The organism is Nocardioides sp. IC4_145 (assembly GCF_011250565.1).
In the GTDB taxonomy this organism is placed as follows: Bacteria; Actinomycetota; Actinomycetes; order Propionibacteriales; family Nocardioidaceae; genus Nocardioides.
This window is the reverse complement of record NZ_JAANMS010000037.1, coordinates 14,100-36,825: the sequence shown is the minus strand read 5'-3', so window position 1 is coordinate 36,825 and position 22,726 is coordinate 14,100. Positions and strand designations below refer to the sequence as shown.

At 74.3% G+C, this 22,726-nt stretch carries 22 protein-coding genes and 1 pseudogene; 12 read left to right on the top strand and 11 right to left on the bottom strand.

Features of this window, described 5'->3' with window-relative positions; all coding sequences use genetic code 11:
• Window position 1 precedes the first annotated feature (1 nt).
• The 3 genes and pseudogenes from G6553_RS15225 to G6553_RS15215 all read right to left on the bottom strand — a co-directional run bounded on the left by G6553_RS15225 (window position 2) and on the right by G6553_RS15215 (window position 2,826).
• Window positions 2–1,804: a zinc carboxypeptidase gene (locus G6553_RS15225; protein WP_166194705.1), complete on the bottom strand. Its 1,803-nt coding sequence runs from the start codon at window positions 1,802–1,804 to the stop codon at window positions 2–4.
• Window positions 1,805–1,848: 44 nt separating this feature from the next.
• Window positions 1,849–2,286: pseudogene (locus G6553_RS15220) on the bottom strand (TIGR00725 family protein); the annotation flags it as partial.
• Between the two features lie 39 nt (window positions 2,287–2,325).
• Window positions 2,326–2,826, bottom strand: a complete 501-nt coding sequence (locus G6553_RS15215) for a DUF2867 domain-containing protein (RefSeq protein WP_166194702.1) — start codon at window positions 2,824–2,826, stop codon at window positions 2,326–2,328.
• Window positions 2,827–2,930: 104 nt separating this feature from the next.
• Between G6553_RS15215 and fbaA the strand changes: the two genes are divergently transcribed.
• The gene (gene fbaA / locus G6553_RS15210) at window positions 2,931–3,962 is read left to right on the top strand and encodes a class II fructose-bisphosphate aldolase (protein ID WP_166194699.1); all 1,032 of its coding nucleotides are present in this window, start codon (window positions 2,931–2,933) and stop codon (window positions 3,960–3,962) included.
• A gap of 253 nt (window positions 3,963–4,215) precedes the next feature.
• Here the strand turns inward: fbaA and G6553_RS15205 are convergent, their stop codons facing one another.
• Complete coding sequence (locus G6553_RS15205) at window positions 4,216–5,733, bottom strand: DHA2 family efflux MFS transporter permease subunit (protein ID WP_166194696.1); 1,518 nt, start codon at window positions 5,731–5,733, stop codon at window positions 4,216–4,218.
• Window positions 5,734–5,769: 36 nt separating this feature from the next.
• On the opposite strand from G6553_RS15205, the gene G6553_RS15200 reads away from it, so the two are divergent.
• Window positions 5,770–6,198, top strand: a complete 429-nt coding sequence (locus G6553_RS15200) for a DUF3151 domain-containing protein (protein ID WP_166194693.1) — start codon at window positions 5,770–5,772, stop codon at window positions 6,196–6,198.
• Here the strand turns inward: G6553_RS15200 and G6553_RS15195 are convergent.
• Window positions 6,171–7,094: a LysR family transcriptional regulator gene (locus tag G6553_RS15195; RefSeq protein WP_166194690.1), complete on the bottom strand. Its 924-nt coding sequence runs from the start codon at window positions 7,092–7,094 to the stop codon at window positions 6,171–6,173. The two genes, G6553_RS15200 and G6553_RS15195, sit on opposite strands and share 28 nt — an antisense overlap.
• Window positions 7,095–7,195: 101 nt before the next feature.
• Here G6553_RS15195 and G6553_RS15190 point away from each other — a divergent pair, with 101 nt between their 5' ends.
• Complete coding sequence (locus G6553_RS15190) at window positions 7,196–8,191, top strand: putative sulfate exporter family transporter (protein ID WP_166194687.1); 996 nt, start codon at window positions 7,196–7,198, stop codon at window positions 8,189–8,191.
• Between the two features lie 36 nt (window positions 8,192–8,227).
• On the opposite strand, the gene lysS is transcribed toward G6553_RS15190, so the two are convergent.
• On the bottom strand, window positions 8,228–9,997 hold the full coding sequence (lysS, locus tag G6553_RS15185; RefSeq protein ID WP_166194684.1) for a lysine--tRNA ligase: 1,770 nt from the start codon (window positions 9,995–9,997) through the stop codon (window positions 8,228–8,230).
• 281 nt (window positions 9,998–10,278) lie between these two features.
• On the opposite strand from lysS, the gene G6553_RS15180 reads away from it, so the two are divergent.
• Entirely contained in the window at window positions 10,279–11,280 is a 1,002-nt protein-coding gene (locus G6553_RS15180) for a helix-turn-helix transcriptional regulator (protein WP_347565737.1), read from the top strand.
• Between the two features lie 40 nt (window positions 11,281–11,320).
• Here G6553_RS15180 and G6553_RS15175 read toward each other — a convergent pair whose 3' ends face one another.
• Window positions 11,321–12,232: a YegS/Rv2252/BmrU family lipid kinase gene (locus G6553_RS15175; protein WP_207619833.1), complete on the bottom strand. Its 912-nt coding sequence runs from the start codon at window positions 12,230–12,232 to the stop codon at window positions 11,321–11,323.
• Window positions 12,233–12,344: 112 nt separating this feature from the next.
• On the opposite strand from G6553_RS15175, the gene G6553_RS15170 reads away from it, so the two are divergent.
• From G6553_RS15170 to purB, 3 genes are all read left to right on the top strand, one after another.
• Entirely contained in the window at window positions 12,345–13,628 is a 1,284-nt protein-coding gene (locus G6553_RS15170) for an adenylosuccinate synthase (RefSeq protein ID WP_166194681.1), read from the top strand.
• A complete protein-coding gene (gene purD / locus G6553_RS15165) occupies window positions 13,625–14,908 on the top strand; it encodes a phosphoribosylamine--glycine ligase (protein ID WP_166194678.1) in 1,284 nt (427 codons plus the stop codon). The genes G6553_RS15170 and purD overlap by 4 nt, the downstream gene beginning before the upstream one ends.
• A gap of 81 nt (window positions 14,909–14,989) precedes the next feature.
• Window positions 14,990–16,420 (top strand): adenylosuccinate lyase, encoded by a 1,431-nt coding sequence (gene purB / locus G6553_RS15160; RefSeq protein ID WP_347565736.1) that lies wholly within the window; start codon window positions 14,990–14,992, stop codon window positions 16,418–16,420.
• 63 nt (window positions 16,421–16,483) lie between these two features.
• Here the strand turns inward: purB and G6553_RS15155 are convergent, their stop codons facing one another.
• Window positions 16,484–16,915 carry an HSP20 family small heat-shock protein gene (locus tag G6553_RS15155; protein ID WP_166194675.1) on the bottom strand — a complete coding sequence of 144 codons (432 nt, stop codon included), beginning with the start codon at window positions 16,913–16,915 and terminating at the stop codon, window positions 16,484–16,486.
• Between the two features lie 123 nt (window positions 16,916–17,038).
• Between G6553_RS15155 and G6553_RS15150 the strand changes: the two genes are divergently transcribed.
• Window positions 17,039–17,380, top strand: a complete 342-nt coding sequence (locus G6553_RS15150; protein WP_166194672.1) for a MerR family transcriptional regulator — start codon at window positions 17,039–17,041, stop codon at window positions 17,378–17,380.
• Window positions 17,381–17,387: 7 nt separating this feature from the next.
• Window positions 17,388–17,840, top strand: coding sequence for a thioredoxin family protein (locus G6553_RS15145; protein WP_166194669.1), 453 nt, complete (start codon window positions 17,388–17,390; stop codon window positions 17,838–17,840).
• Here G6553_RS15145 and G6553_RS15140 read toward each other — a convergent pair.
• Window positions 17,837–18,448, bottom strand: coding sequence for a hypothetical protein (locus tag G6553_RS15140; RefSeq protein WP_166194666.1), 612 nt, complete (start codon window positions 18,446–18,448; stop codon window positions 17,837–17,839). The genes G6553_RS15145 and G6553_RS15140 overlap by 4 nt on opposite strands.
• A 13-nt stretch (window positions 18,449–18,461) precedes the next feature.
• Window positions 18,462–19,919, bottom strand: a complete 1,458-nt coding sequence (locus tag G6553_RS15135; RefSeq protein WP_347565735.1) for an MFS transporter — start codon at window positions 19,917–19,919, stop codon at window positions 18,462–18,464.
• Window positions 19,920–20,031: 112 nt separating this feature from the next.
• Here G6553_RS15135 and G6553_RS15130 point away from each other — a divergent pair, with 112 nt between their 5' ends.
• Window positions 20,032–20,610 (top strand): antibiotic biosynthesis monooxygenase, encoded by a 579-nt coding sequence (locus tag G6553_RS15130; protein WP_166194663.1) that lies wholly within the window; start codon window positions 20,032–20,034, stop codon window positions 20,608–20,610.
• Window positions 20,611–20,687: 77 nt separating this feature from the next.
• On the opposite strand, the gene G6553_RS15125 is transcribed toward G6553_RS15130, so the two are convergent.
• Window positions 20,688–21,302, bottom strand: coding sequence for a hypothetical protein (locus G6553_RS15125; RefSeq protein WP_166194660.1), 615 nt, complete (start codon window positions 21,300–21,302; stop codon window positions 20,688–20,690).
• 33 nt (window positions 21,303–21,335) lie between these two features.
• Between G6553_RS15125 and G6553_RS15120 the strand changes: the two genes are divergently transcribed.
• Both G6553_RS15120 and G6553_RS15115 read left to right on the top strand, forming a co-directional pair.
• The gene (locus tag G6553_RS15120) at window positions 21,336–22,235 is read left to right on the top strand and encodes a phosphoribosylaminoimidazolesuccinocarboxamide synthase (protein WP_166194657.1); all 900 of its coding nucleotides are present in this window, start codon (window positions 21,336–21,338) and stop codon (window positions 22,233–22,235) included.
• 7 nt (window positions 22,236–22,242) lie between these two features.
• Entirely contained in the window at window positions 22,243–22,686 is a 444-nt protein-coding gene (locus G6553_RS15115) for an SRPBCC family protein (RefSeq protein ID WP_166194654.1), read from the top strand.
• Window positions 22,687–22,726: the final 40 nt, after the last annotated feature.

The following is a 22,726-nucleotide window of genomic DNA, read 5'->3' as shown; positions in this document are numbered from 1 at the left end:
CTCACCGTCGGCAGGCGGCGCCGAGCCGCACGACCTGCCCGCGGTCCACGAAGACCTTCGAGCGCTGCGCGACCTTCCCGCGCCGCTCGCAGGTCAGCGTGTACGCCTCGCGCTTGCCCGCGGTGGTGCGGGTGACGCCGTCGACCCGGTAGGTCCGCGGCTGCACGACCGGTCGCGTGGAGGGGTTCACCACCCAGCGGAACCGCCCGCTGCGGGGCACGGTGATCGTCGAGTCGACGAAGTCGTCGTAGGCCGACTCCCACGTGGGCGAGCGGAACTCCTTGCGCAGCCGCAGCACGGTCCCGGCGGGTGCCTTCCCGCGCAGCACGCCGTGGTGCGCGGTGTCGATGGTGTGCTGGAGGGCGACGAGGTAGGCACCGCGGTTGCCCCGGCCGGCGTACTTCCCGGCTCCGCGGTACTGGTCGACGACGTCGGGGAACGGCGGGTGGAACTCGTCCGGGCCGATCTCGAAGGTGTAGCCGAAGCCGCCGGTGGCGTTGTAGGACCAGTCCTCGGTCGTGCCGGTGGTGTCGTACAGCTCCCAGCCGTGGATGTTGTCGTAGCCGTTGTTGGCCGCCATCGCGGCGCCGAGCCGCTTGAGCGCCTTCTCGTCGGGCGCGTCGCCGACCGGCTTGCCGTCGGGCCCGAGCGTCTCCGGGTTGACCCCGTTGGGGCGCAGGATGAGGTTGCCGAAGGTGTGGTTGGAGATGAGCATCGTGACCTGCCGCTCGCGCACCAGGTCGCGGATGTTCTGCGTCTCGGGCTCGGAGAAGGCCGCGGCGCCGCGGTACGTCGGGTCGAGCACGCCCGCCTCGACGTTCGCGAGGTCCGGCGTGCTCGCGGCCGCGCCCGGCCCTCCCCAGAAGCCGCCGTAGTTGCGGTTGAGGTCGACGCCGATGCCGAAGCCGCCGCTGCTGGTCAGCGAGGCGCGGCAGGTGCCGTCCGGGGTGTCCACGCCGTCGAGGACGCGGCAGTTCTTGCGCTTGTAGGCGTGGCCCGGGGTGGCGAGCACCGACAGCGACCCGCCGAGCGGGTCGACGTCGTTGAGCGCCCGCAGGTCGACGTACTCCCCGTCGGTGCGCGAGAGGTCGAACCCGTCGACGTTGACGACCGGCACGACGACCACCCGCGCCTGCCGGAGCATCCGGGTGATCCGCCGGTCCTTGCCGTACGACGTCGCGAGGTCGACCGCGAACTCCATCGCATTCTCGCCCGACGGCCACTCGCGGGCGTGGTGCAGCCCGAGCAGCACGAGCGTCGGGCGGCCGCTCGCGGGTCGCCGGACGTCCTCCCCGATCTCGACGCCGTAGATCGTCCGGCCGTCCAGGCTCGGTCGGTCGAGCGCGAACCGCTTGACGATCGTGCGGTGCTTGCGGGCCAGCGCGGCCATGTCGGCCTCGTAGTCGGCCAGGGTCCGGTAGGTGTCGCGGCCCGAGGGCAGCGGCGAGCGCGCGACCCGGGCGGCGTACGCCTCGTTGATCTCGGCGACCTCGACCCCACGGCGCACGAGGTCGCGGATGCGCACGTCGAACGTGAAGCCGCCGGCGACCAGGGCGAGCAGGTCGGCCGGAGTGTGCAGGACGACCTCGACGTAGTCGTGACCGGCGTGCTCGGTGAGGTCCAGGCCGAGCGCGGCCAGTCGGTCCTTGTGGGCGTCGGTGGGGGTGTCCACCGTGACCAGGCGTGGTGCGAAGAGGGACGCGGCGCCGGCCGGGGTGCCGGTGGCCGCCGGCGACGGGCTGAGGGCGCCGAGCGCCAGGGCGAGGGCCGCGGTGGTGGCGGCGGCGAGGGCGGGGAGTCGCATGTCGGGCTCCTGGATGCGGGTCGGTTGCCCTCCAGAACGCTCCGTCACCCGCTGAGGTCACGCTCCAGCGCGCCGAGCGCCTCGCTGGGCGAGACCACCACGGTGCCGACGTCCTCGGGCAGGTCCCACGGGTCGAGCAGGACGAGTGGCACGCCGGTCCGCCGGGCCAGCGCGACCTCGCTGAGGGTCCCCCAGCTGCAGCCGACCGCGACGACGGCGTCGGCGGCGCGCACGAGCAGGCCGTTGCGGAGCTCGCCGAGACCGGTGGGGACCAGGTAGGCGTGCTCCGCCGAGCCCTCCGCCCGGTCGGTCCCCGGCAGCAGGCCGATGGCGGTGCCGCCCCCGTCCCGGGCACCGGCCGCGGCGGCGCGCATGACGCCGCCCATCCCGCCGGTGAGCACGACGACGCCGGCGTCGGCGAGCAGCCGCCCGACCTCGGTGGCCGCGGCGAGCTGCTCCTCGGTGGCGGTGTCCGCGGGGCCGACGACGGCGACTTACCGGCCCCTCACCTGCCCCGCACCTCAGCGACCCTGCAGCACGTCACCGACGACGCGGCGGTGGACCAGCTCGGCGACGGCCTCGCGGGCGGGCAGGTCGGCGAGGAGGTACGCCGCACCGACGAGCCCGTCGGGGTCGAGCCGGACCTCCTGCTCCAGCCGGCAGCCGCTCGCGCCGTCGGGCGTGACCGTCGTCGTCAGCGTGACCCGGCCCGGCGAGCGCACGTCCGCGACGAGCACCAGCCGGCGCGTCCCGCCCGGCTCCCCGGGTCCGTCCGTGACCTCCCAGACCCGCCAGAAGCCGACCGTGTCCCCGCGCACCAGCAACGGGCGGTCCGGCACCGACCACCGTCGGCCGCCACCGCCGACCAGCCGGTCGATGAGCCCGCGCACCACGAGCGGGCCGGCGTCGACGTACCACCGCGACCCCTCCAGGCCGCACGCCACCACCGCCCAGGCGTGGTCGGCGGGGAGGGGAAGGGTGCTGGCGCGCCGGGTCGTCCGGAGCGAGGTGCGTCGGAGCATGGCCCGCCGGTAGCCACTAGGGTGCCAGCAGAATCCCGGCCCGCGCCCGTGACCGGCGCCGGGCCCGCCCCGCCCGTCCTGCACCGTCCCTGGAGGAGCCCGCAGTGCCCATCGCGACCCCCGAGAAGTACGCCGAGATGCTCGACGCGGCCAAGCAGGACGCCTACGCGTTCCCGGCCATCAACGTGTCGTCCTCGCAGACGCTCAACGCCGCCCTCAAGGGCTTCGCCGATGCCGGTTCGGACGGCATCATCCAGGTCTCGACCGGTGGCGCGGAGTACCTCTCCGGACCGTCGGTGAAGAACATGGTGAGCGGCTCGGTGGCCTTCGCGCAGTACGCCGCCGAGGTCGCCAAGAACTACCCGGTCAACATCGCGCTGCACACCGACCACTGCCCGAAGGACAAGCTCGACGGCTTCGTCCGCCCGCTGCTGGAGATCTCCCGCGAGCGGGTCCAGCGCGGCGAGGCGCCGCTGTTCCAGTCACACATGTGGGACGGCTCCGCGGTGCCGCTGGAGGAGAACCTCACCATCGCCTCCGACCTGCTCGAGCGCTGCATCGCCGCGAAGATCATCCTCGAGATCGAGGTCGGCGTCGTCGGCGGCGAGGAGGACGGCGTCGCCCACGAGATCAACGACAAGCTCTACTCGACCCCCGCCGACGCGATCGCGACCGCCAAGGCACTGGGGTACGGCGACCGCGGCTACTACATGACCGCGCTGACCTTCGGCAACGTGCACGGCGTCTACAAGCCGGGCAACGTCAAGCTCCGCCCCGAGGTGCTCAAGGAGGCCCAGGAGGCGGTCGTCTCCGAGTTCGGCCTCGAGGCCGGCGCCAAGCCGTTCCACCTCGTCTTCCACGGCGGCTCCGGCTCCACCGCCGAGGAGATCGCCGCCGCCGTCGACTACGGCGTGGTCAAGATGAACGTCGACACCGACACCCAGTACGCCTTCACCCGCCCCGTGGCCGCGCACATGTTCAACAACTACGACGGCGTCCTCAAGGTCGACGGCGAGGTCGGCAACAAGAAGACCTACGACCCCCGCGCCTGGGGCAAGGCCGCCGAGGCCGGCATGGCCGCCCGCGTCGTCGAGGCCTGCGAGCACCTGCGCTCCGCCGGCAAGACCCTCGGCTGACGCGCCTCCTCAGCGCTCCTGCACCTACGTCGCGGCGCCGGTCTCTTGTGGGGGCTGGCGTCGTGTCGTTTCATCAAGGTATGCAGGGAAACCGACGGCGGGCCGGGTGCCGGTTCGGCTGCATACCTTGATGTCCCGTCACTCCCCAGGGTGAGTTCACACGGGGGAGTGACGGTTCGGCTGCATACCTGGATGAACCAACCGGCCGGCTCGTCACCCGAGCGACCGGACCGAGCCCGGCTAGCCCGGGTCTTCAGTCCGCAGCAGCGGCCGGCACGGGGATGACCGAGCCGCCGCCGAAGCCGGCGTGGCGGGGCCGCTCGAAGAACAGCACGGCGACCAGGCCCAGCACGAGCACGGCCGGCGGGAGGAGCAGCGAGGCGCCCATCGCGTCGCTGAACGACTGCGCAGCGGCCGCGGGGAGGTCGCCCCCGGCCGCGGACGCGCCGGCCTCGCCCCCGCCGTACGCCGGCAGGCCCTCGGCCGCGAGCCGGGCGTCCATGAGGACGGCGATGGCGGCCGAGCCGAGCACGGCGCCGACCTGGCGGGTGGCGTTGTAGACGCCTGAGCCCGCGCCGGCCTGGTGCAGCGGCAGGTTGCGGGTGGCGGTCGCGGAGTTGGGCGACCACACGAACGCGTTGCCGACGCCGAGCAGCAGCATCGGCGGCACCAGCCAGAAGATCGAGCCGTCGGGCTGGAGGACCAACGCGAGCCAGACGAGCGAGGCGATGATCCCGGAGAACCCGAAGCCGGTCAGCAGGCGCGGGTGAACCCGGTCGGTCAGGCCGCCGACCGGGCGGGCCAGCACGATGGTCATCACGGCCATCGGCACGAGCAGCAGCGCGGCCCGGGTCGGGCTCAGCCCCCGCACGACCTGCGCCCACAGCATGATCGGGATCGCCATCGCCGTGATCGCGAAGCCCATCGCGGTGATCGACACGTTGGCCAGCGAGAAGTTGCGGTCGCCGAACAGGCTGAGCGGCACCAGCGGCTCGGCGCGGTTGCGCGCCTGCCAGCCCACGAAGAGCGCCAGCACGACGACGCCGCCGACGATCATCGACCAGACCAGCGCGCTCCACTCCAGCTGGTGGCCCTCCTGCACGCCGAAGACCAGCAGGAACATGCCCGCGCCGCTGAGCACCACCCCGAGCCAGTCGAAGCGGTGGTTGTTGGTCGGCAGCACCGGCACGAGCCGCAGGGCGAGCACGAAGCCGACGACGCCGACCGGCACGTTGATGAAGAAGATCCACTCCCAGCCCAGCGCGTCGACCAGCACGCCGCCGAGGATCGGGCCGACCAGCGTGGCGACGCCGGCGGTCGCGCCCCACAGCGCCATCGCCTTGCCGCGGCGCTCGGCCGGGAAGATCCGGGTGATGATCGCCATCGTCTGCGGCGTGATCATCGCGGCGCCGAGCCCCTGCACCACGCGGGCCGCGACCAGGCCCTCGATCGACCCGGTCAGGCCGCACCACAGCGAGGCGAGCGTGAAGACGGACAGGCCGGCGAGGTACATCCGCCGCGGCCCGAACCGGTCGCCGAGCCGGCCCGTGATCAGCACCGGCACGGCGTACGCCAGGAGGTAGGCGCTGGTCACCCAGACCACCGCGTTGACGTCGGCCCGCAGGTCCTCGATGAGCGCGGGCGTCGCCACCGACACGATCGTGGAGTCCACGAGGATCATGAAGAAGCCCAGGCAGAGGGCGAAGAGGGCCGGCCACGGGTCCTTGTCGGACGCCGTCGGCGCGGTCGTGGGGGCGGCGGTCGAGGTCACGAGGGGAGTGAACACCCCGCCGTGGACAATGCTTCCATGACCACCCCGATCGGACGCGACCTGATGGCGGGCCCCCCGCCGACCCACCTCCCGGCGGACCCGGCGACCGACGCGCTGGCGGGCGGCGAGGCGCCGACGGAGGTCGTGCGCCGCAGCCCGGCGTCGCCCGTCGCCTGGGCCGCGCTCGCCCAGGAGGCCGTGGCGGCCGACGCCGACGCGGTGACGGTCTACGCCTACGCGCGTGTCGGCTACCACCGCAGCCTCGACCTGCTCCGCCGCAACGGGTGGAAGGGCCACGGCCCCGTCCCGTGGGAGCACGAGCCGAACCGCGGCTTCCTCACCTGCCTCGCGCTGCTCGCGAAGGCCGCCCGCGCGATCGGCGAGACCGACGAGTGGGAGCGGTGCCGCGACTTCCTGCGCGACTCCTCGCCGACCGCCTACGCCGAGCTGCTCGGCGACGCCTGACCCGAGGCGCGCGCCAGCCTGACCAGCGCGGCGGCCGGTCCCTCCGGCCGCCGCGAGGGCAGCCAGACCGCCCGCAGCGAGCGGGACAGGTCGAGGTCGGCGACGGGTACGGCGACGAGCTGACCGGTCGCGAGCTCCGCGGCCACCGCCAGCTCGCTCAGCACCGCCGGCGCCCCGCCCTCGCCCGCGGCCGCCTTGACCGCCGCCGTGCTGGCCAGCTCCAGCCGTTGCTCGCCGAGCGCGTGGCCGGCCAGGTCCAACGCGCGGACGAGCGTCTCCCGGGTCCCCGAGCCGGCCTCGCGCAGCACCAGGTCGGAGGCGACCAGCTCGGCCGCCGTGACCGGCGTACGCCGCCGGGCCCACGCGTGCGCCGGTCCGACGACGACGAGCAGCCGGTCGCGCGCGACCGTCGTGGACGCGACGGTCCGCGGGACGGTCGGTGACTCCACGAAGCCCAGCGGCACGCGTCCCGACGTCACCCGGTCGAGCACGTGGTGGGAGTTCCCCACGTCGAGGCTGACGTGCAGGTCGGGGTGCTCCCGGCGGAAGCGGGCCAACCAGCGCGGCGCGAGGTGCTCGGCGACCGTGAGGCTGCTCGCCACCGTCAGGTGCGCCTTGCGCTGGGCGGCCAGCGAACGCGCGCCCAGCACCACCCGCTCCACCCCGGCCAGCGCGTCCCGCGCCCAGGCGACCACCACCTCGCCCTCGGTCGTGAGCCGCGACCCGGCCGTCGTGCGGACCAGCAGCGCCAGGTCCAGCTGCCGCTCCAGCTTCGCCAGCAACCGGCTGGCGTTGGGCTGCGCCATCCCGACCTGACGCGCCGCCGCGCCGACCGAACCGGTCTCGGCGACCCGGACCAGCAGGTCGAGGCCGGCGAGGTCCGGCTGTCCGCTCATGCGCCCAACGTATGAGCAGGCGCTGACTCATATCAAGACGGCATGAGTCCCGGCTGGATCGACGGCTACCGCCGCGGCCGTCCGACCCCGAGGGTGGAGGCATGGTCGAGACCCGCGCGCCCGGGGCGCTGTCCGGAGCGCTGCCCGGCCTGCTCCTGGCCGGCGGCGCCGGGGCCGTGGCGCTGGCCGTGCACGCCGCGGTGCCGGCGCTCGGCGCGACGCTGGTGGCCGTGGCGCTCGGCCTCGCCGCCGCCGCGTCGGGTCGCCTCCCGCAGGTCGTCCGGCCGGGCCTCGGCACGGCGTCGCGGGGTGTGCTCCGGGTCGGCGTCGCGCTGCTCGGCCTGCAGCTGGTCCTCGACGACGTGCTTGCGCTCGGCTGGCCCGTGGTCGCGGTCGTCGTCGGCGTGGTCGCGCTCGGCATCACCGCGACCCTCGCGGTCGGCCGGGTCCTCGGCGTACCGCCCGACCAGGCGCTGCTCGTCGCCTGCGGGTTCTCCATCTGCGGGGCCGCCGCGGTCGCCGCGCTCGACGGCGTCCGGCGCAGCCGCGCCGAGGACGTCGCCCGCGTGGTCGCCCTGGTCGTCGTCTGCGGCAGCGTCGCGATGCTCGCCGTGCCGCTCCTCGGCACCGTCCTGGGCCTCCCGCCCGCCTCCACCGCCGCATGGGCGGGGGCGTCGGTCCACGAGGTCGGTCAGGTCGTCGTCGCGGGCGGGCTGCTCGGCGGCGCAGCGCTCGAGGTCGCCGTCGCGGTCAAGCTCGGCCGCGTGCTGCTGCTCGCGCCGGTCCTGGCCGTCGTCGCCGTGCGCGCCCGCCGCACCGCCCCGGGAGTGCGCCGCCCGCCGCTCGTGCCGGCGTTCGTCGTCGCCTTCGTGGCCCTCGTCGCGCTGCGGGCGGCCGTGCCGCTGCCCGACGGGCTGCTCGCCTCGGCCGGGGCGGTCCAGGCCGCGGCGCTGGCCACTGCGATGTTCGCCCTCGGCTGCTCGCTCGACCCGGGCGCGCTCCGCCGCACGGGTCGGCCGCTGGTGCTGCTCGCGCTCGCCGCCACCGGGGTGGTCGGCCTGCTCGGTCTCCCCGCGGCGTACCTCGTCGCGGGCTGAACCGGTCCGCTCCGCGACCAGCCGCGGGAGGCCGGGCTACGGCGTGGTCAGCAGGTGGCGGATCCGCTCGGGGCCGAGGGCGAGGAACAGCGTGGGGAGGCGGGGGCCGCGCTCGGCGCCGACGAGGAGCTCGTAGAGCAGCCGGAAGAACGCCTTCTGGTCGGCCTTGACCTCGTCGGTCGGGGCGTCGTCGAGGGCGAGACCGCGGGCCAGCTTGGGGACGCCGTAGACGAGCGCGGTGGTGCCGTCGACGTCGAGCTCGGCGGGCAGGCGGTCGAGCAGCGTGGTCCGCCAGCGCTGCTCGTCCTCGGTGAGCCGGCCCAGCCGCTCGGCGTCGGGCTCCTCGCGGACGGTGGTGCGGTCCTCGGCGGGCACGAACTCCGCGGTCCACGTCATCGCGCGGTCCAGTCGCGGCTGGAGGTCGGCGACGGAGTCGTGGGCGTGGCCGCCGCGGGCGACGATCCCGCTGATCAGCTCGGCGCTGCCGGCGGTCACGTCGGCGACCGAGGAGAGCAGCCGGAACGGCACCACGACCCGCGGGGTCGGCAGCGTGCCGGCCGCGGCGGTCGCCGAGGCGCGCTCGAAGGCCAGCACCTGGGCGTCGCGCTTGGCCGGGTCGGCGGCCTTGCGGCCGAGGGAGTCCCACTCGTCGTACAGGCGGACGACCTCGGCGCCGAAGTCGATGTTGAACGCCTGCTTGGGCTGGCGGCGGGCGTAGAGCCAGCGCAGGATCGGCGCCTCGAGCACCTGGAGCGCGTCGGCCGCGGTAGGCACCCCGCCGGCGGAGGACGACATCTTCTGCATGCCGGCGAACCCGACGAAGGCGTAGGCGACGTAGGAGGGCGCGCGGAAGTCGAAGACGCGCTTCACCAGCTCCTTGCCCACCGTGTAGGAGGAGCCGGGCGTGGAGTGGTCGAGACCCCCGGGCTCGAAGTCGACGCGCTCGAAGGCCCAGCGCATCGGCCAGTCGACCTTCCAGACCAGCTTGCCCTCGTGCTGGGTCGCCACGTTGGTCACGCCGCTGAACCCGCAGGAGGAGCAGGTGTAGGACAGGTCGGTCGTGTCGTCGTCGTACGCCGTGACGTCGACGGTGTCGCGGCCGCAGTCGCGGCAGTACGGCTTGTAGGGGAAGCGCGCCAGCGAACCGTCCCCGGCGGCCCCGGCCCCGGCCCCGGGCTCGTCCTCGTCGGCGACGGAGTCGGCCAGCGCCTCGGCCTCCTGCTCGTTCTCCGCGACGGGGGCGGCCTTCTTCGTGCGGTGCTCGGCCAGCACCTCCTCGATCGTGTCGCGGTGCCGGATGGCGTGGAGGACCTGCTCGGTGTAGGCGCCGGCGCGGTAGCGCTCGGTCTGCGACACCTCCTCCATCTCCACGCCCATCTCGGCCAGCGCCGCCCGCAGGGGCGCCTTGAAGTGCTCGGCCCACGACTCGTGGCACGCCCACGGGTCCGGCACCGCCGACAGCGGCCGGCCGATGTGCTCGGACCACTCGGCCGGCACGCCGGCGGGGACCTTGCGGAACCGGTCGAAGTCGTCCCAGCTGTGCAGGTGCCGCACGGGGATGCCGCGACGGCGGATCTCCTCGGCGACCAGGTGCGGGGTGAGGAACTCCCGCAGGTTGCCCAGGTGGATCGGGCCCGACGGGCTCGCGCCGGAGGCGCAGGTGATCATCCGGTCACCGTCGAGGTCACCTTCACGACCGTCGGCACCGTCGCCCAGGCCGGCGTGCCGGATCGCGTCGTCGGCGGCGCGGGTGACCCAGTCGACGGGCTCCCCGGCGCCCTTCTCGGACCGGTTGCCTCGCGCCACTGCTCGCTCCTCGCACGTCGGGTGGACCACGTGATGTGGACGAGGGGCAACGCTACCGCCGGGGGAGGAAGGCGCCGGAACCGTCCCCTGCGGCGGTCCCGACGCCCTCCGGCACGCCGACCGGCCGCCACGTCCCCCGACGCGGGACCCGGTCGGCCGCCGCCTCCCCCGAGTCCGGCGGCCGATCCCTTCGTCGGCGTACGCCTCCAGCATGCCTGGCCGTTCCAGGCCATCGCGGCGCTTGGCTGCCGGTGGCCGGAAGATGCCACTACCGTGGAGGGGTGCCTGCCGCCCGTCCGCCCGCCACCCTGCGTGAGGCGCTCGGCCTCGGTGACGACGACGACCAGCTCTACGAGCGGGTCCGCGCGCAGGCGGGCCGCCAGGTGGTGTCCGTCGCTGCCGCCCTGATGCGTACGCCGGACGAGCTGCTGCGCGAGCTCGCGCCGCTCGTCGAGCACGGCATCGTGCGGATCGAGGACGACCGGGTCTTCGTCGACAGCCCGGCCGAGGCGGTCGTCCGGGTGCTCAGCGAGACGGCCGCGACCGCGGCCCGGGCGCACGCCCGGCTCTCCGACCTCGCGGCGGCCGTGCCGCTGCTGGCCGGGCGCACCGTGCGGTCGATGGCCGACGACGGGCACGTCCGGCCCATCGACGGCGAGATCAGCACGGGGGGCGGGACCCACGCGGTGGACCTCACCCGGACGCTGATCGAGCAGAACCTCGGCGAGGTCCGGTCGCTGCGGCCCGACCAGTACCTCGAGGAGGCCCGCGAGGACGGCATGACCGAGCTGCTCGGTGAGGTGGTCGGCCAGGGGCGGCGGGCGCGGGCGATCTACCCGGTGCGGGCGCTGACGGGGTCGCGGGCCGCCCTGGCTCGGCGCGCGGCCGCGGGCGAGGAGGTGCGCGTCCTGCCGAGCGTGCCGACCCGGCTGTGCGTGATCGGCACGAGCTACGCCCTGCTCCCCGAGCCGCTCGGCTTCGTCGACGAGCCGCTGACCCTGCTGCGGCAACGCGGTCTGGTGGAGGCCCTGGGCCTGTGGTTCGACGCCCTCTGGGAGCGCGCGCTCCCGGTGCCGGAGCTCGAGCGGGCCGAGGGCCGGCCGGACCTGCGGCGCTTCCTGCTCCAGCAGCTGGCCGAGGGCGCGCAGGACGAGCAGATCGCCCGCCGGCTGGGGGTCAGCCTGCGGACCGTCCGCCGCCGCGTGGCCGACCTGCTCGGCGAGCTCGGCGCCGACACCCGGTTCCAGGCCGGCGCCGAGGCCGTGCGGCGCGGGTGGTTGTAGCCGGCCCTCGAGGGTCAGGGCCGGGTCAGGGCAGGACCGCTCAGGGCAGGACCATCGAGTAGGCGCCGGGCTCCAGGCGCCAGGTCCGGCGGCGCTCGGGGCCGTAGATCTCCCCGTCGGCGGAGCAGTAGAACTGCTCGCCGTCGATGGTCACCTGCTTCGCGCGGACGTAGAGGACGTCGCCACGCTCGTGGTGGGTCGCGCGGAGCAGCGAGCCGAGGTAGCCGATCCGCTGCAAGGGCCCCACCGAGCGGGCGACCATGACGTCCATCAGCCCGTCGCGGGTGTCGGCCTCCGGCGTCAGCTCGGTCCCGCCGCCCACGGTCGCGCCGTTGCCGACCGCGACCATGAGCACCGGCTCGTCGTAGTCGACGACGACCCGGCCGTCGATCTCCACCCGGAGCCGGACGTAGGGCGGTCGGACCGCTGCGAGCAGCGCGCCGATCGGGTAGCCGAGCCGGCCGAGGTTGACCCCGCCGACGCCGATCCCGTGGAGCCGGTCCTTCCAGCGGTCGGCGCGGCGGCTGGCCTGGGCGCCGGCCCCGGCGTGGACGCTGTTGACGACGATCTCGCCGACCTCGTCGAGGATCAGGTCCATCCGTCGCGGTCGTCCGTGGAGGACGACCTTGGCCGCCTCCTCGATGTCGAGCGGGATGCCGTTGCCGCGGGCGAAGTCGTTGCCGGTGCCCAGCGGCAGCAGGCCGAGGACGGCGTCGGAGAGCTCGCGGCGCCGGTGCAGTGCGGCCACGACGGCGTGCATGCTGCCGTCGCCGCCCGCCACGACGATGCGGCGCGAGGCGGCCCGGTGGAGCACGCCGTCGAGCTCGCCGGGGTCGGACGTGGCGCAGACCTCCACCGAGGTGCGGGCGCGCAGGATCGCCAGGGCGCTCTCGAGCTGCTGCTCGTCGGCGGTGCCGGCGTCGCTGTTGGTGATCACGAGGAGGGGGTCCATCGCGGCGACCATAGCGGGCGGTGCCGACGCCGTTCTTGCTAACGTGTCGACGCAAGAGCCCCGGACAGCGCTTGCTGCCGGGGCCTTTCCTTCGTGCCGTGAGGAGTCACGCATGCCCGCGATCGTCGTGCTCGGTGCCCAGTGGGGTGACGAGGGCAAGGGCAAGGCCACCGACCAGCTGGCGACCACCGACCCGATCGACTACGTCGTCCGCACCAGCGGCGGCCACAACGCCGGTCACACCATCGTCATCAACGGCGAGAAGTACGCCACGCACCTGCTGCCCAGCGGCATCCTCACCCCGGGCGCCACCTCGGTGATCGCGAACGGCGTCGTGGTCTCGCCCGAGGCGCTCTTCCGCGAGCTCGACGGCCTGCTCGAGCGGGGCGTGGAGATCGGCGGCCTCGTCGTCAGCGCCAACGCGCACGTCATCGCGTCGTACCACTCGACGATCGACAAGGTCACCGAGCGCTTCCTCGGCAAGAACCAGATCGGCACGACCGGCCGCGGCATCGGGCCGGCGTACTCCGACAAGGTCAACCGGTACGGCGTCCGCATCGCCGACCTGTTCGACGAGAAGATCCTGCGGCAGAAGATCGAGGCGGCCCTCGACGTCCGCAACCACCTGCTGACCAAGATCTACAACCGGCGCGCCATCGAGGTCGACGCGGTCGTCGAGGAGCTCACGGCGTACGTCGACCGGTTGCGGCCGATGGTCGCCGACACCTCGTTGCTGCTGAACCAGGCGCTCGACCGCGGCGAGACCGTGCTCTTCGAGGGCGCCCAGGCCACGATGCTCGACGTCGACCACGGCACCTATCCGTTCGTGACCTCGTCGAACCCCGTCGCCGGCGGCGTCTGCGTCGGCGCCGGCGTCGGCCCGACCCGTATCGACCGGGTGATCGGCGTCATCAAGGCCTACACCACCCGCGTCGGCTCGGGTCCGTTCCCCACCGAGCTCTTCGACGAGGACGGCCGGCAGCTGCAGCAGCTCGGCGGCGAGATCGGCGTCTCGACCGGCCGGACGCGCCGCTGCGGCTGGTACGACTCCGTCGTCGCCCGCTACGCCTCCCGCGTCAACGGGCTCACCGACCTGTTCCTGACCAAGCTCGACATCCTCGGCGCGTGGGAGCGGATCCCGGTCTGCGTGGCCTACGAGGTCGACGGCGTCCGCCAGGACGAGATGCCGATGACGCAGACCGAGTTCCACCACGCGAAGCCGGTCTACGAGTACTTCGACGGCTGGGGCACCGACATCTCCGGCTGCCGCACCTTCGACGACCTGCCGGTCAACGCGCAGCGCTACGTCCAGGCGCTCGAGGAGCTCTCGGGCACCAGGATCTGGGGCGTCGGCGTCGGGCCGGGCCGCGAGCAGACGGTGGTCGTCCACCCGTGACCGGCCCGGCGAGCGTCCTGGTCGTCGGCACCGGGGGCCGTGAGCACGCCCTCGCGCTGGCGCTCTCCCGCGACCCCGGGGTGACCGAGGTCCACGCGGCCCCCGGCAACCCCGGCATCGCGGCCGTCGCCACCCTGCACGACGTCGACCCCGGTGACCCGGCGGCGGTCGCCGCGCTCGCCGCACGGCTCGCCGTCGACCTGGTCGTCGTCGGGCCCGAGGCGCCGCTGGTCGCCGGCGTCGCCGACGCGGTCGTCGAGGCCGGGACCGCCTGCTTCGGTCCGTCGCGCGCGGCGGCCCGGCTGGAGGGGTCCAAGGCGTTCGCCAAGGAGGTCATGGCCGCCGCAGGAGTTCCTACCGCCAGGTCATGGGTGTGCGACTCCCTGACCGACGTCGGTAGAGCACTGGACGAGGCTGGGTCTCCGTACGTCGTCAAGGACGACGCGCTCGCCGCCGGCAAGGGTGTCGTCGTCACCACCGACCGCGACGAGGCGCTCGCCCACGCGGCCACCTGCGACCGGGTCGTCGTGGAGGAGTTCCTCGACGGGCCCGAGGTCTCGCTCTTCGCGGTCTGCGACGGCACCACCGCCCGGCCGCTGCAGCCGGCGCAGGACTTCAAGCGCATCCACGACGGCGGCCGCGGGCCCAACACCGGTGGGATGGGCTCCTACTCGCCGCTGCCCTGGGCGCCGCCGGACCTCGCGGACGTCGTCATCGCCACCGTCGTCCAGCCCACGCTCGACGAGATGGCGCGCCGTGGCGCGCCGTTCCGGGGTTGCCTGTACGTCGGTCTCGCGCTGACCGCCGCCGGCCCGCGGGTCATCGAGTTCAACGTCCGCTTCGGCGACCCCGACGTGCAGCCCGTGCTCGCGCTGCTCGAGTCCCCGCTCGGCGAGCTGCTCCTCGCCGCCGCCGAGGGCCGCCTCGGCGAGGTCGACCCGCCCCGCTTCCGCGCCGGCGCCGCGGTCAGCGTCGTGCTCGCCTCGGCCGGCTACCCCGAGTCGTCCTCGAAGGGCGACGTGGTCTCCGGGGTCGACGCGGCCTCCGCGCACGACGGCGTCGACGTCATCCACGCGGGGACCGCGGTCCCCGACGGCGCCCTCGTCACCGCCGGCGGCCGCGTGCTGTCGGTCCGCGCGACCGGGCCGGACGTCGCGACGGCCCGCGCCGCGGCGTACGCCGCCGCCGACGAGATCTCCTTCCCCGGCATGCAGCGCCGCTCCGACATCGCCGCCGAGCCGCTCGGCGTCGTCGAGGGTGCTGCCGTCCTCGACGGCTGAGCGGGCGCGCCGGGGTCCCGTGGCGGGGCCTGCGGCAGCCGTGAGCTTGCCGACCGCCCGGGCCGTGGGAGAATCCGCCGCGTGACCGTCCCGAACGTCCTCGCCACGCGGTACGCCGCTCCCGATCTCGCCGGCACCTGGTCGCCGGAGCACAAGGTGGTCCTCGAGCGGCAGCTGTGGGTGGCGGTCCTCAAGGCGCAGCGAGACCTCGGGATCGAGGTGCCGGACGGGGTCGTCGAGGCCTATGAGGCCGTGGTGGCCCAGGGTGAGGACGGCGTCGACCTCGCCTCGATCGCCGCCCGCGAGCGGGTCACGCGCCACGACGTGAAGGCGCGCATCGAGGAGTTCTGCGCGCTGGCGGGCCACGAGCACATCCACAAGGGCATGACCTCGCGCGACCTGACCGAGAACGTCGAGCAGCTGCAGGTCCGGCAGTCCCTCCAGATCGTCCGCGACCGCGCGGTCGCCACCCTGGCCCGGCTCGGCCGGCTCGCCGCGGAGCACGAGCTGACCGTGATGGCCGGCCGCAGCCACAACGTCGCGGCGCAGGCGACGACGCTCGGCAAGCGGTTCGCGACGGTCGCCGACGAGATGCTGGTGGCGCTGGAGCGGGTCGAGGACCTGCTGGGTCGCTACCCGCTGCGCGGGATCAAGGGCCCGATGGGCACCGCGCAGGACATGCTCGACCTGCTCGACGGGGACGAGTCCCGGCTCGCCGAGCTCGAGCAGCGGGTCGCCGCCCACCTCGGCTTCGACCGGGTGCTGACCAGCGTCGGCCAGGTCTACCCGCGCTCGCTGGACTTCGACGTGCTCTCCGCGCTCGTCCAGCTCGTCGCCGGGCCCTCCAACCTCGCGACCACGGTCCGGCTGATGGCGGGCAACGAGCTCGTCACCGAGGGGTTCAAGGAGGGGCAGGTCGGCTCCTCGGCGATGCCGCACAAGATGAACAGCCGCTCGTGCGAGCGCGTCAACGGTCTCGCCGTCGTCACCCGCGGCTACCTCTCGATGATCGGCGAGCTCGCCGGCGACCAGTGGAACGAGGGCGACGTCTCCGACTCGGTGGTGCGCCGCGTCGCGCTGCCCGACGCGTTCTTCGCCGTCGACGGCCTCTTCCAGACCTTCCTCACCGTGCTCGACGAGTTCGGCGCCTTCCCGGCGGTCGTCCAGCGCGAGCTCGACCGGTACCTCCCGTTCCTCGCCACCACCAAGGTCCTCATGGCGGCGGTCCGCAACGGCGTGGGCCGCGAGGCCGCGCACGAGGCGATCAAGGAGGCCGCCGTCGGCACCGCGCTCGACATGCGCCGCGGCCAGGCCGAGAACGACGTCTTCGCCCGCCTCGCCGCCGACCCCCGCCTCGGGCTCTCCGCCGACCAGCTCGCCTCGCTGGTGGCCGAGCCGATCGCCTTCACCGGCGCCGCGGTGGCCCAGGTGCAGGAGGTCGTGCGCCGCGTGGCGGCCGTGACCGAGCGGCACCCCGACGCGGCGGCGTACGTCCCCGGCGCGATCCTCTAGCCCGCACGCACGAGGGCCCGGACACCGATCGGTGCCCGGGCCCATCGGTGCTGGAGCCGGCGGTCAGCTCTCGATCGCGGCCGGCTGCGCCTCGGGGGAGGTGGAGCCGATCTCGATCTTGCGCGGCTTGGCCTTCTCGGCGACGGGGACGACCAGCCGCAGCACGCCGGCGTCGTACGACGCCTCGATGCGGTCGAGGTCGAGGTTGTCGCCGAGGACGAGCTGGCGGCTGAACGAGCCGCGGGTCCGCTCGGTGGCCAGCATCTGCCAGTCGCCGTTGTTAGGGGTCCGCTCGGCGCGGACGGTCAGCACGTTCCGCTCGACGTCGAGGTCGATGCTCTCGCGGGCGACGCCCGGGAGGTCGAACTCGATGACGAACCGGTCGCCCTCCCGCCAGGCGTCCATCGGCATGACGGCCGGGCGGTTGGTCGTCCCCAGCAGCTGCTGGGTGAGGCGGTCGAAGTCGCGGAACGGGTCGGTGGTGCGCAGCAACATGGGGTGTCCTCCTCGATCATCTCGTGGTGACGGTGCCGCGTCTGCGTGAGCCGCGGAGCCCGTCGTACCTGTATCAACGGTTACAGGTTTCTTGTATTCCATCTTTCCGACAGAATCAAGCCCGTGAGTCCGGACCGCGAGCACGAGCGAGGCGTCTTCGCCATCTCCGTGGCGGCGGAGATGGTCTCGATGCAGATCCAGAACCTCCGCGTCTACGAGCGGCGCGGGCTCGTCGACCCCGACCGCACGGCCGGCGGCACGCGCCTCTACAGCCGCGCCGACATCGAACGGCTGCACCGCATCCGCGACCTGCTGGCCGATGGGCTCAACCTGGCGGGGATCGGACGGGTCCTCGCGCTGGAGGAGGAGGTACGCCGGCTCCGTGCGGCGAACGTCCGGCTGCGGGCGCGCGGGGGTGCGCCGGGGCGGCCGGCACCGGAACAACGGCGCCCCGGGCACGGTTGACCCGACCATGACCACCGGACTGTGGGTGCTGACGGGCGCCGTCGTGCTCGCGCTCGCCGTGGGCGGGTGGCGGGCGGTGGCCGACGGCCGGTTCGCGAGGAGGGGACGGGTGCGCGAGGAGACGACGGTCGGCGCGGAGCAACCCTCGGTGTGGACGGAGGTCGCGGCCGCGGTGCCCGACGTCGCGCCGGGCGAGCGGGCCACGCTCCTGCAGTTCTCCACCGCCTTCTGCGCGCCCTGCCGCGTGACCCGCCGGACGCTGGGCGAGGTGGCCGACCTGGTGCCGGGCGTGGCCCACGTCGAGGTCGACGCCGAGCACCACCTCGAGCTGGTCCGCCGGCTCGGTGTGCTGCGCACCCCGACCACGCTGGTGCTCGACGCCGCGGGCCGCGAGGTCAGCCGGGCGGCCGGAGCGCCGCGCAAGGAGCAGGTGCTCGGGGCGCTCGGGGAGGCCCTCTAGGAGCGCTGGGCCGGCTCGTCGGGCTCGATCGGCCGGCCCCAGGTGATCGCGGCGACCACGCCGGGCGGGGCCGAGGCCCGCAGGTCGGCATCGGGGCGGGCCCCCAGGGCGCCGTTGACGCTGGAGAAGGCGAGCCGCGCGGCGACGTAGACCGTGGCGGCGACGACCTCGGCGTCGCTGAACCCGACGGCGCGGAGCCGGTCGACGTCCTGCGCGCTCGTGCCGCTCGGGTCGCGGGTGACCGCGCGGGCCCAGGCGGCGAGCGCCTGCTCGCGGTCGTCGAGTCCCTCGTCGCTGCCGGCCAGCACGGCGACCGCCGTCGCGTCGCCGACCTCGGCGGCCAGCCGGCCGCCCCAGGCGAGGGAGCAGTAGGCGTCGCCCATCGTGCTGGCGAGCGCGGTGACGAGCACCCCGCGGTCGCGCATCGAGAGGCCCGCGGCTTCGGCGGCAGAGGTGACGAGGGCGACGTACGCCCGGTGGACGTCGGGCTGGTGGGCCCAGACGCGGGTGAGGTTCATGACGAAGCCGTGCTCGGAGCGGTCGGCGTCGAGCATGGCGGCGACCGACGGGTGCGGGTCGGGGTCGCGGAGGAACGTCTCGGAGGCCATGACCCATGAGACCTCATTCGTGTCGCTGCGACCAGACCGCCGCCGCGAGCGCGGCGCACAGCACGACCAGTGACGCGACCAGCGCGGCCCGCAGCGCGCCGCCGCCGCTGAACGGGCCCATCGCCACGCCGTACGTCGTCATCAGCAGCGCCGCGCCGAGCGAGGAGCCGATCCGCTGCCCGGTCTGGAGCGCGGCGCCGGCGGCGCCACCCATCCGGGGCGGGACCTCGGCGAGGGTGAGCGTGAAGTTCGGCGAGATGACCCCGCCCCCGCCGACGCCGGCGAGGAACAGGCACGGCACGAGCGCCATCCAGATGTCCCCGCCGTCGTGCATCGGCGCGAGCCACGCCGTCAGCGCCGTGCCCGTCATCATGGTCACCAGCGCGACGACGGTCAGCGAGCGGCCGTACCGCGACACGAGGCGGCCCGAGATCGGTGCGGTGATCGCGGCGCCGACGGCGAACGGCGTCACCAGCAGCCCCGCCTGCAGCGGGGTCAGGTCGAGCTCGCCCTGCAGGTGCACCGAGAGCACGAGGAAGACACCGGTGAACCCGGTGAAGTAGAGCGTGCCGATCGCCATGCCGGTGCTGTAGCCGGGCAGGCTGCGCAGCAACGACACGTCGAGCAGCGGTGGTCGGCCCTGGCGGCGGAGCCGGGCCTCCCACCGGACGAAGCCCCAGCCGAGGACCGGGGCGCCGACGAGCAGCACCAGGGGAAGCAGCGCGCCGCTCTCCAGGCTCACGAGCGGGAAGAGCACGCACAGCACCGCGCCGCCGAGCAGCAGCGCGCCGGGCACGTCGATCCACGTGCCCGTGTCGTCGTCCCGGCGGTCGGGGCCCGGGACGATCACGGCGATCGCGACCAGGGCGGCCAGCCCGATGGGGACGTTGACGAGGAACAACCAGCGCCAGCCCTCCTCCTCGCCGGCCAGCGCGATGATCGCGCCGCCCAGCACCGGCCCGAGCGCCGAGGAGAGGGACACCGTGAAGCCGAAGGCGCCGAACGCGCGGCCGCGCTCGGGGCCGCGGAAGAGCTGCTGGATGAGGCCGGAGTTCTGCGGCGTGAGCAGGCCGGCGGTGGCGCCCTGCGCGAGGCGGGCGGCGATGACGGTCTCGACGTTCGGTGCGAACCCGACCGCGGCGCTGGAGACGATGAACCCGGTCAGGCCGATCAGCATCAGCCTCCGCCGCCCGTAGGCGTCGCCGAGGCGCCCGCCCGCGACGAGGGTCAGGCCGAACGCGAGCGCGTAGCCCGACACGACCCACTGGATCGTCCCGGCGGAGGTGTCCAGCCCCTCCCGCATCGACGGGATCGCGACGTTGACGATCGTGACGTCGAGCAGGGACATGAACCCGACGACGAGGGTGACGCCGAGGATCTTCCAGCGCCGCGGGTCGGGGGTGTACGCCGCCTCCGACCGGCCCGCCGACTCCTCCGACACCTCGCGGGTGTGGATCCCCTCCTCGCTCACCGGGTCCCGTTGCCCCCTCGCCCCTCCACTCAGTCAGCCGCCGGTCGCCCGGTCGTCCGCCGAGTCGTCCGCCGGTTTGCGGGCGCGGCCGTCGGCCGCCGAGCATGCGCCCATGAGCCAGCCCGTCACCGTCTCGATCACCCGCACGCTCGACCCCGGCCACGACGCGGAGATGCTCAGCTGGTTGCAGGCCGGCACGACCCTCGCCCAGCAGTTCCCCGGCTTCCTCGGCGCGGGCTGGGTCCGGCCCGAGGTGGGGTCGGACACCTGGCACATGCTCTACCGGTTCGCCGACGACACCTCGCTCCAGGCCTGGGAGCACTCGCCCCAGCGGCAGTGGTGGCGCTCCTCGGCCGCCGGGCTCGGCGTGGTCGAGTCGCGGGTCGAGCGGCGCACGGGGATCGAGGGCTGGTTCGACGACCCGGCGGCCCGTGACGTCGAGGACCTCCGCGCGGTCCCGGCCGCCCCGCCGCGGTGGAAGCAGGCGTCGGTGATCTTCCTCGTGTTCTACCCGCTCAGCGTCCTGGTCAACTGGCTCGCCACCCCGGTCCTCGGCGACGTCTGGCTCCCGCTGCGCGTGCTCGTCGTCGTGCTGGTCATGACGCCGGTGATGACGTACGCCGCCCTCCCGTGGATGACCCGCCGCATGGAGTGGTGGCTCCACGGCCGCCCCGCCCCCTGGCGCCGCTGACCCTCGTGGGCCGGGCGGTTTCGAGACGGTTGCCAGCGCGACCTCCTCGACCACCCGAGGGAGCGGGCGAGGGAGCGTCAGGCGCGGGCGGTTCCGCCCCAGTTGGCGAGCTTCGTGGCGACGGTGTGGAGGTCGGCGCGCCAGACGTCCTCGGGGCCGGGCGGGAGGATGTCGTCCCACTCGACGGCGTACGAGCCGAGCACGCCGGTGAGCCCGGCGGTGCGCGCGTGGAACCACAGGTGGAAGTGCGAACCGCCGTCGCCCCAGCGGTTCACGTGGACGCGACCGATGTTGTCGAGGCCGCCGACGATGCGCACGAGCCGGTTGGTGATCCGGCCCAGCTCGGAGGCGTGCTCGTCGTCGAGGTCACCGGCGTCGAGGTGCTCGCGGGTGTGCAGCACGAGCACGAGCGGCAGGCCGGACGGCGCGCCGCGGTGGGTGAGCACCCACCGCTCGTCCTCCCAGACCACCCGCTCGGGGTCGAACCCGGCGCACGACGAGCACGGGCGGGACGGGTCCTCGCCCTCACGACGCGGCTCGGGCGCGGGTCGGCGCAGCGCGCGCGGGGCGACGCGGCCGTCGCGGACCTCCCAGGGGAAGACGTCCCACTCGCCCGTGGGCGGCATCGGGAGGCGCCCGTCGGCGGCGTGCTGCAGGACGCGGGCGTGGACCTCGGCTGCGGACTCGGCCATGACCCCACTGTGCCACCGCACTAGCCTGACCGGGTGGCCGACCTCGGAGCGATCCCCGCAGCCCCGCCGATCGAGGGGGCGACCCACCTGCACTCGGGGAAGGTGCGCGACCTCTACGAGCTGACCGAGGGCCCGTACGCCGGCGCGCTGCTCATGGTCGCGAGCGACCGGATCTCGGCGTACGACTTCATCCTCGACGCCACCATCCCCGACAAGGGCGAGATCCTCACCCGGATGTCGCTGTGGTGGTTCGGCCAGCTCGAGGACATCGTCCCCCACCACGTGCTCTCCACCGACGTGCCGGCGGCGGTCCGCGGGCGGGCGGTGGTCTGCGAGAAGCTGTCGATGTTCCCGGTCGAGTGCGTGGCTCGCGGCTACCTCACCGGCTCCGGCCTCAGCGACTACCGCGCGACCGGCGAGGTGTGCGGCAATCCGCTCCCCGAGGGCCTGGTGGACGGCTCGCGGCTGCCGGAGCCGATCTTCACGCCGGCCACGAAGGCGGACTTCGGCGACCACGACGAGAACGTCGACCTCGACGCCGTCGCGGCCGTCGTCGGCCCGGGCGGGGCGGCTCGCCTGCGCGACCTGACCCTCGAGGTCTACGCCCGCGCCGAGTCGATCGCGCGGGAGCAGGGGATCATCCTGGCCGACACCAAGCTGGAGTTCGGCGACCGCGCCGACGGCACCACCGTGCTCGGCGACGAGGTGCTCACGCCGGACTCGTCGCGCTTCTGGCCGCTCGCGGAGTGGCAGCCCGGCCGCACCCAGCCGTCGTACGACAAGCAGGTCGTCCGCAACTGGCTGACCTCGCCGGAGTCCGGCTGGGACCGGTCCTCGGGCGAGGCGCCGCCGCCGCTGCCGGCCGAGGTGGTCGAGCGGACGCGGGCGCGGTACGTCGAGGCCTACGAGCGGCTGACCGGCGAGCGCTGGTGAGCCGGTCGTGAGCGGGTCGGTCCACTTCCCGGTGCCGCCGGAGGTGGTGATCGACTACCTCGCCGACCCGGTCAACCGGGCGGAGTGGCAGTCCAGCCTGGCCCGGGTCGAGGACGTCGTGGGGCAGGTGGGCGTCGGCCAGACCTGGACCGACGTGACCGTGCCCGGCCCGCGTCCGCGGATGCGCACCACCGAGCTGGTCCGGCCGCTGCGGTGGGCCGAGACCGGCACCTGGGGGCCCTTCGAGGCCGACCTCGCGCTGGAGCTGGCGCCCGCGCCGGGCGGCGGGTGCGTGGTCACGGTGCAGGTGGAGCTGCGCGGACGCGGCCCCGCCGGCCTGCTCGCCCGCGCCCTCGGCGTGGTGTCCCCGGCGGCGGTCCGGTCCGACCTGCGCCGGGCGGCCCGGATCCTCGGGGAGCGGCACCGACCGGCCACTCCCGCCGGCTCGTGACCCCTGGGTAGGTTGGCCTCCCCCGACCGTCGTGATGGAG

Coding starts and splice junctions, on each gene's coding strand:
- G6553_RS15225 (WP_166194705.1), bottom strand. CDS start 1,804: ATGCGACTCCCCGCCCTCGCCGCCGCCACCACCGCGGCCCTCGCCCTG.
- G6553_RS15215 (WP_166194702.1), bottom strand. CDS start 2,826: ATGCTCCGACGCACCTCGCTCCGGACGACCCGGCGCGCCAGCACCCTT.
- G6553_RS15200 (WP_166194693.1), top strand. CDS start 5,770: ATGACCACCCCGATCGGACGCGACCTGATGGCGGGCCCCCCGCCGACC.
- G6553_RS15195 (WP_166194690.1), bottom strand. CDS start 7,094: ATGAGCGGACAGCCGGACCTCGCCGGCCTCGACCTGCTGGTCCGGGTC.
- G6553_RS15190 (WP_166194687.1), top strand. CDS start 7,196: ATGGTCGAGACCCGCGCGCCCGGGGCGCTGTCCGGAGCGCTGCCCGGC.
- G6553_RS15175 (WP_207619833.1), bottom strand. CDS start 12,232: ATGGACCCCCTCCTCGTGATCACCAACAGCGACGCCGGCACCGCCGAC.
- G6553_RS15170 (WP_166194681.1), top strand. CDS start 12,345: ATGCCCGCGATCGTCGTGCTCGGTGCCCAGTGGGGTGACGAGGGCAAG.
- G6553_RS15155 (WP_166194675.1), bottom strand. CDS start 16,915: ATGTTGCTGCGCACCACCGACCCGTTCCGCGACTTCGACCGCCTCACC.
- G6553_RS15145 (WP_166194669.1), top strand. CDS start 17,388: ATGACCACCGGACTGTGGGTGCTGACGGGCGCCGTCGTGCTCGCGCTC.
- G6553_RS15140 (WP_166194666.1), bottom strand. CDS start 18,448: ATGGCCTCCGAGACGTTCCTCCGCGACCCCGACCCGCACCCGTCGGTC.
- G6553_RS15130 (WP_166194663.1), top strand. CDS start 20,032: ATGAGCCAGCCCGTCACCGTCTCGATCACCCGCACGCTCGACCCCGGC.
- G6553_RS15125 (WP_166194660.1), bottom strand. CDS start 21,302: ATGGCCGAGTCCGCAGCCGAGGTCCACGCCCGCGTCCTGCAGCACGCC.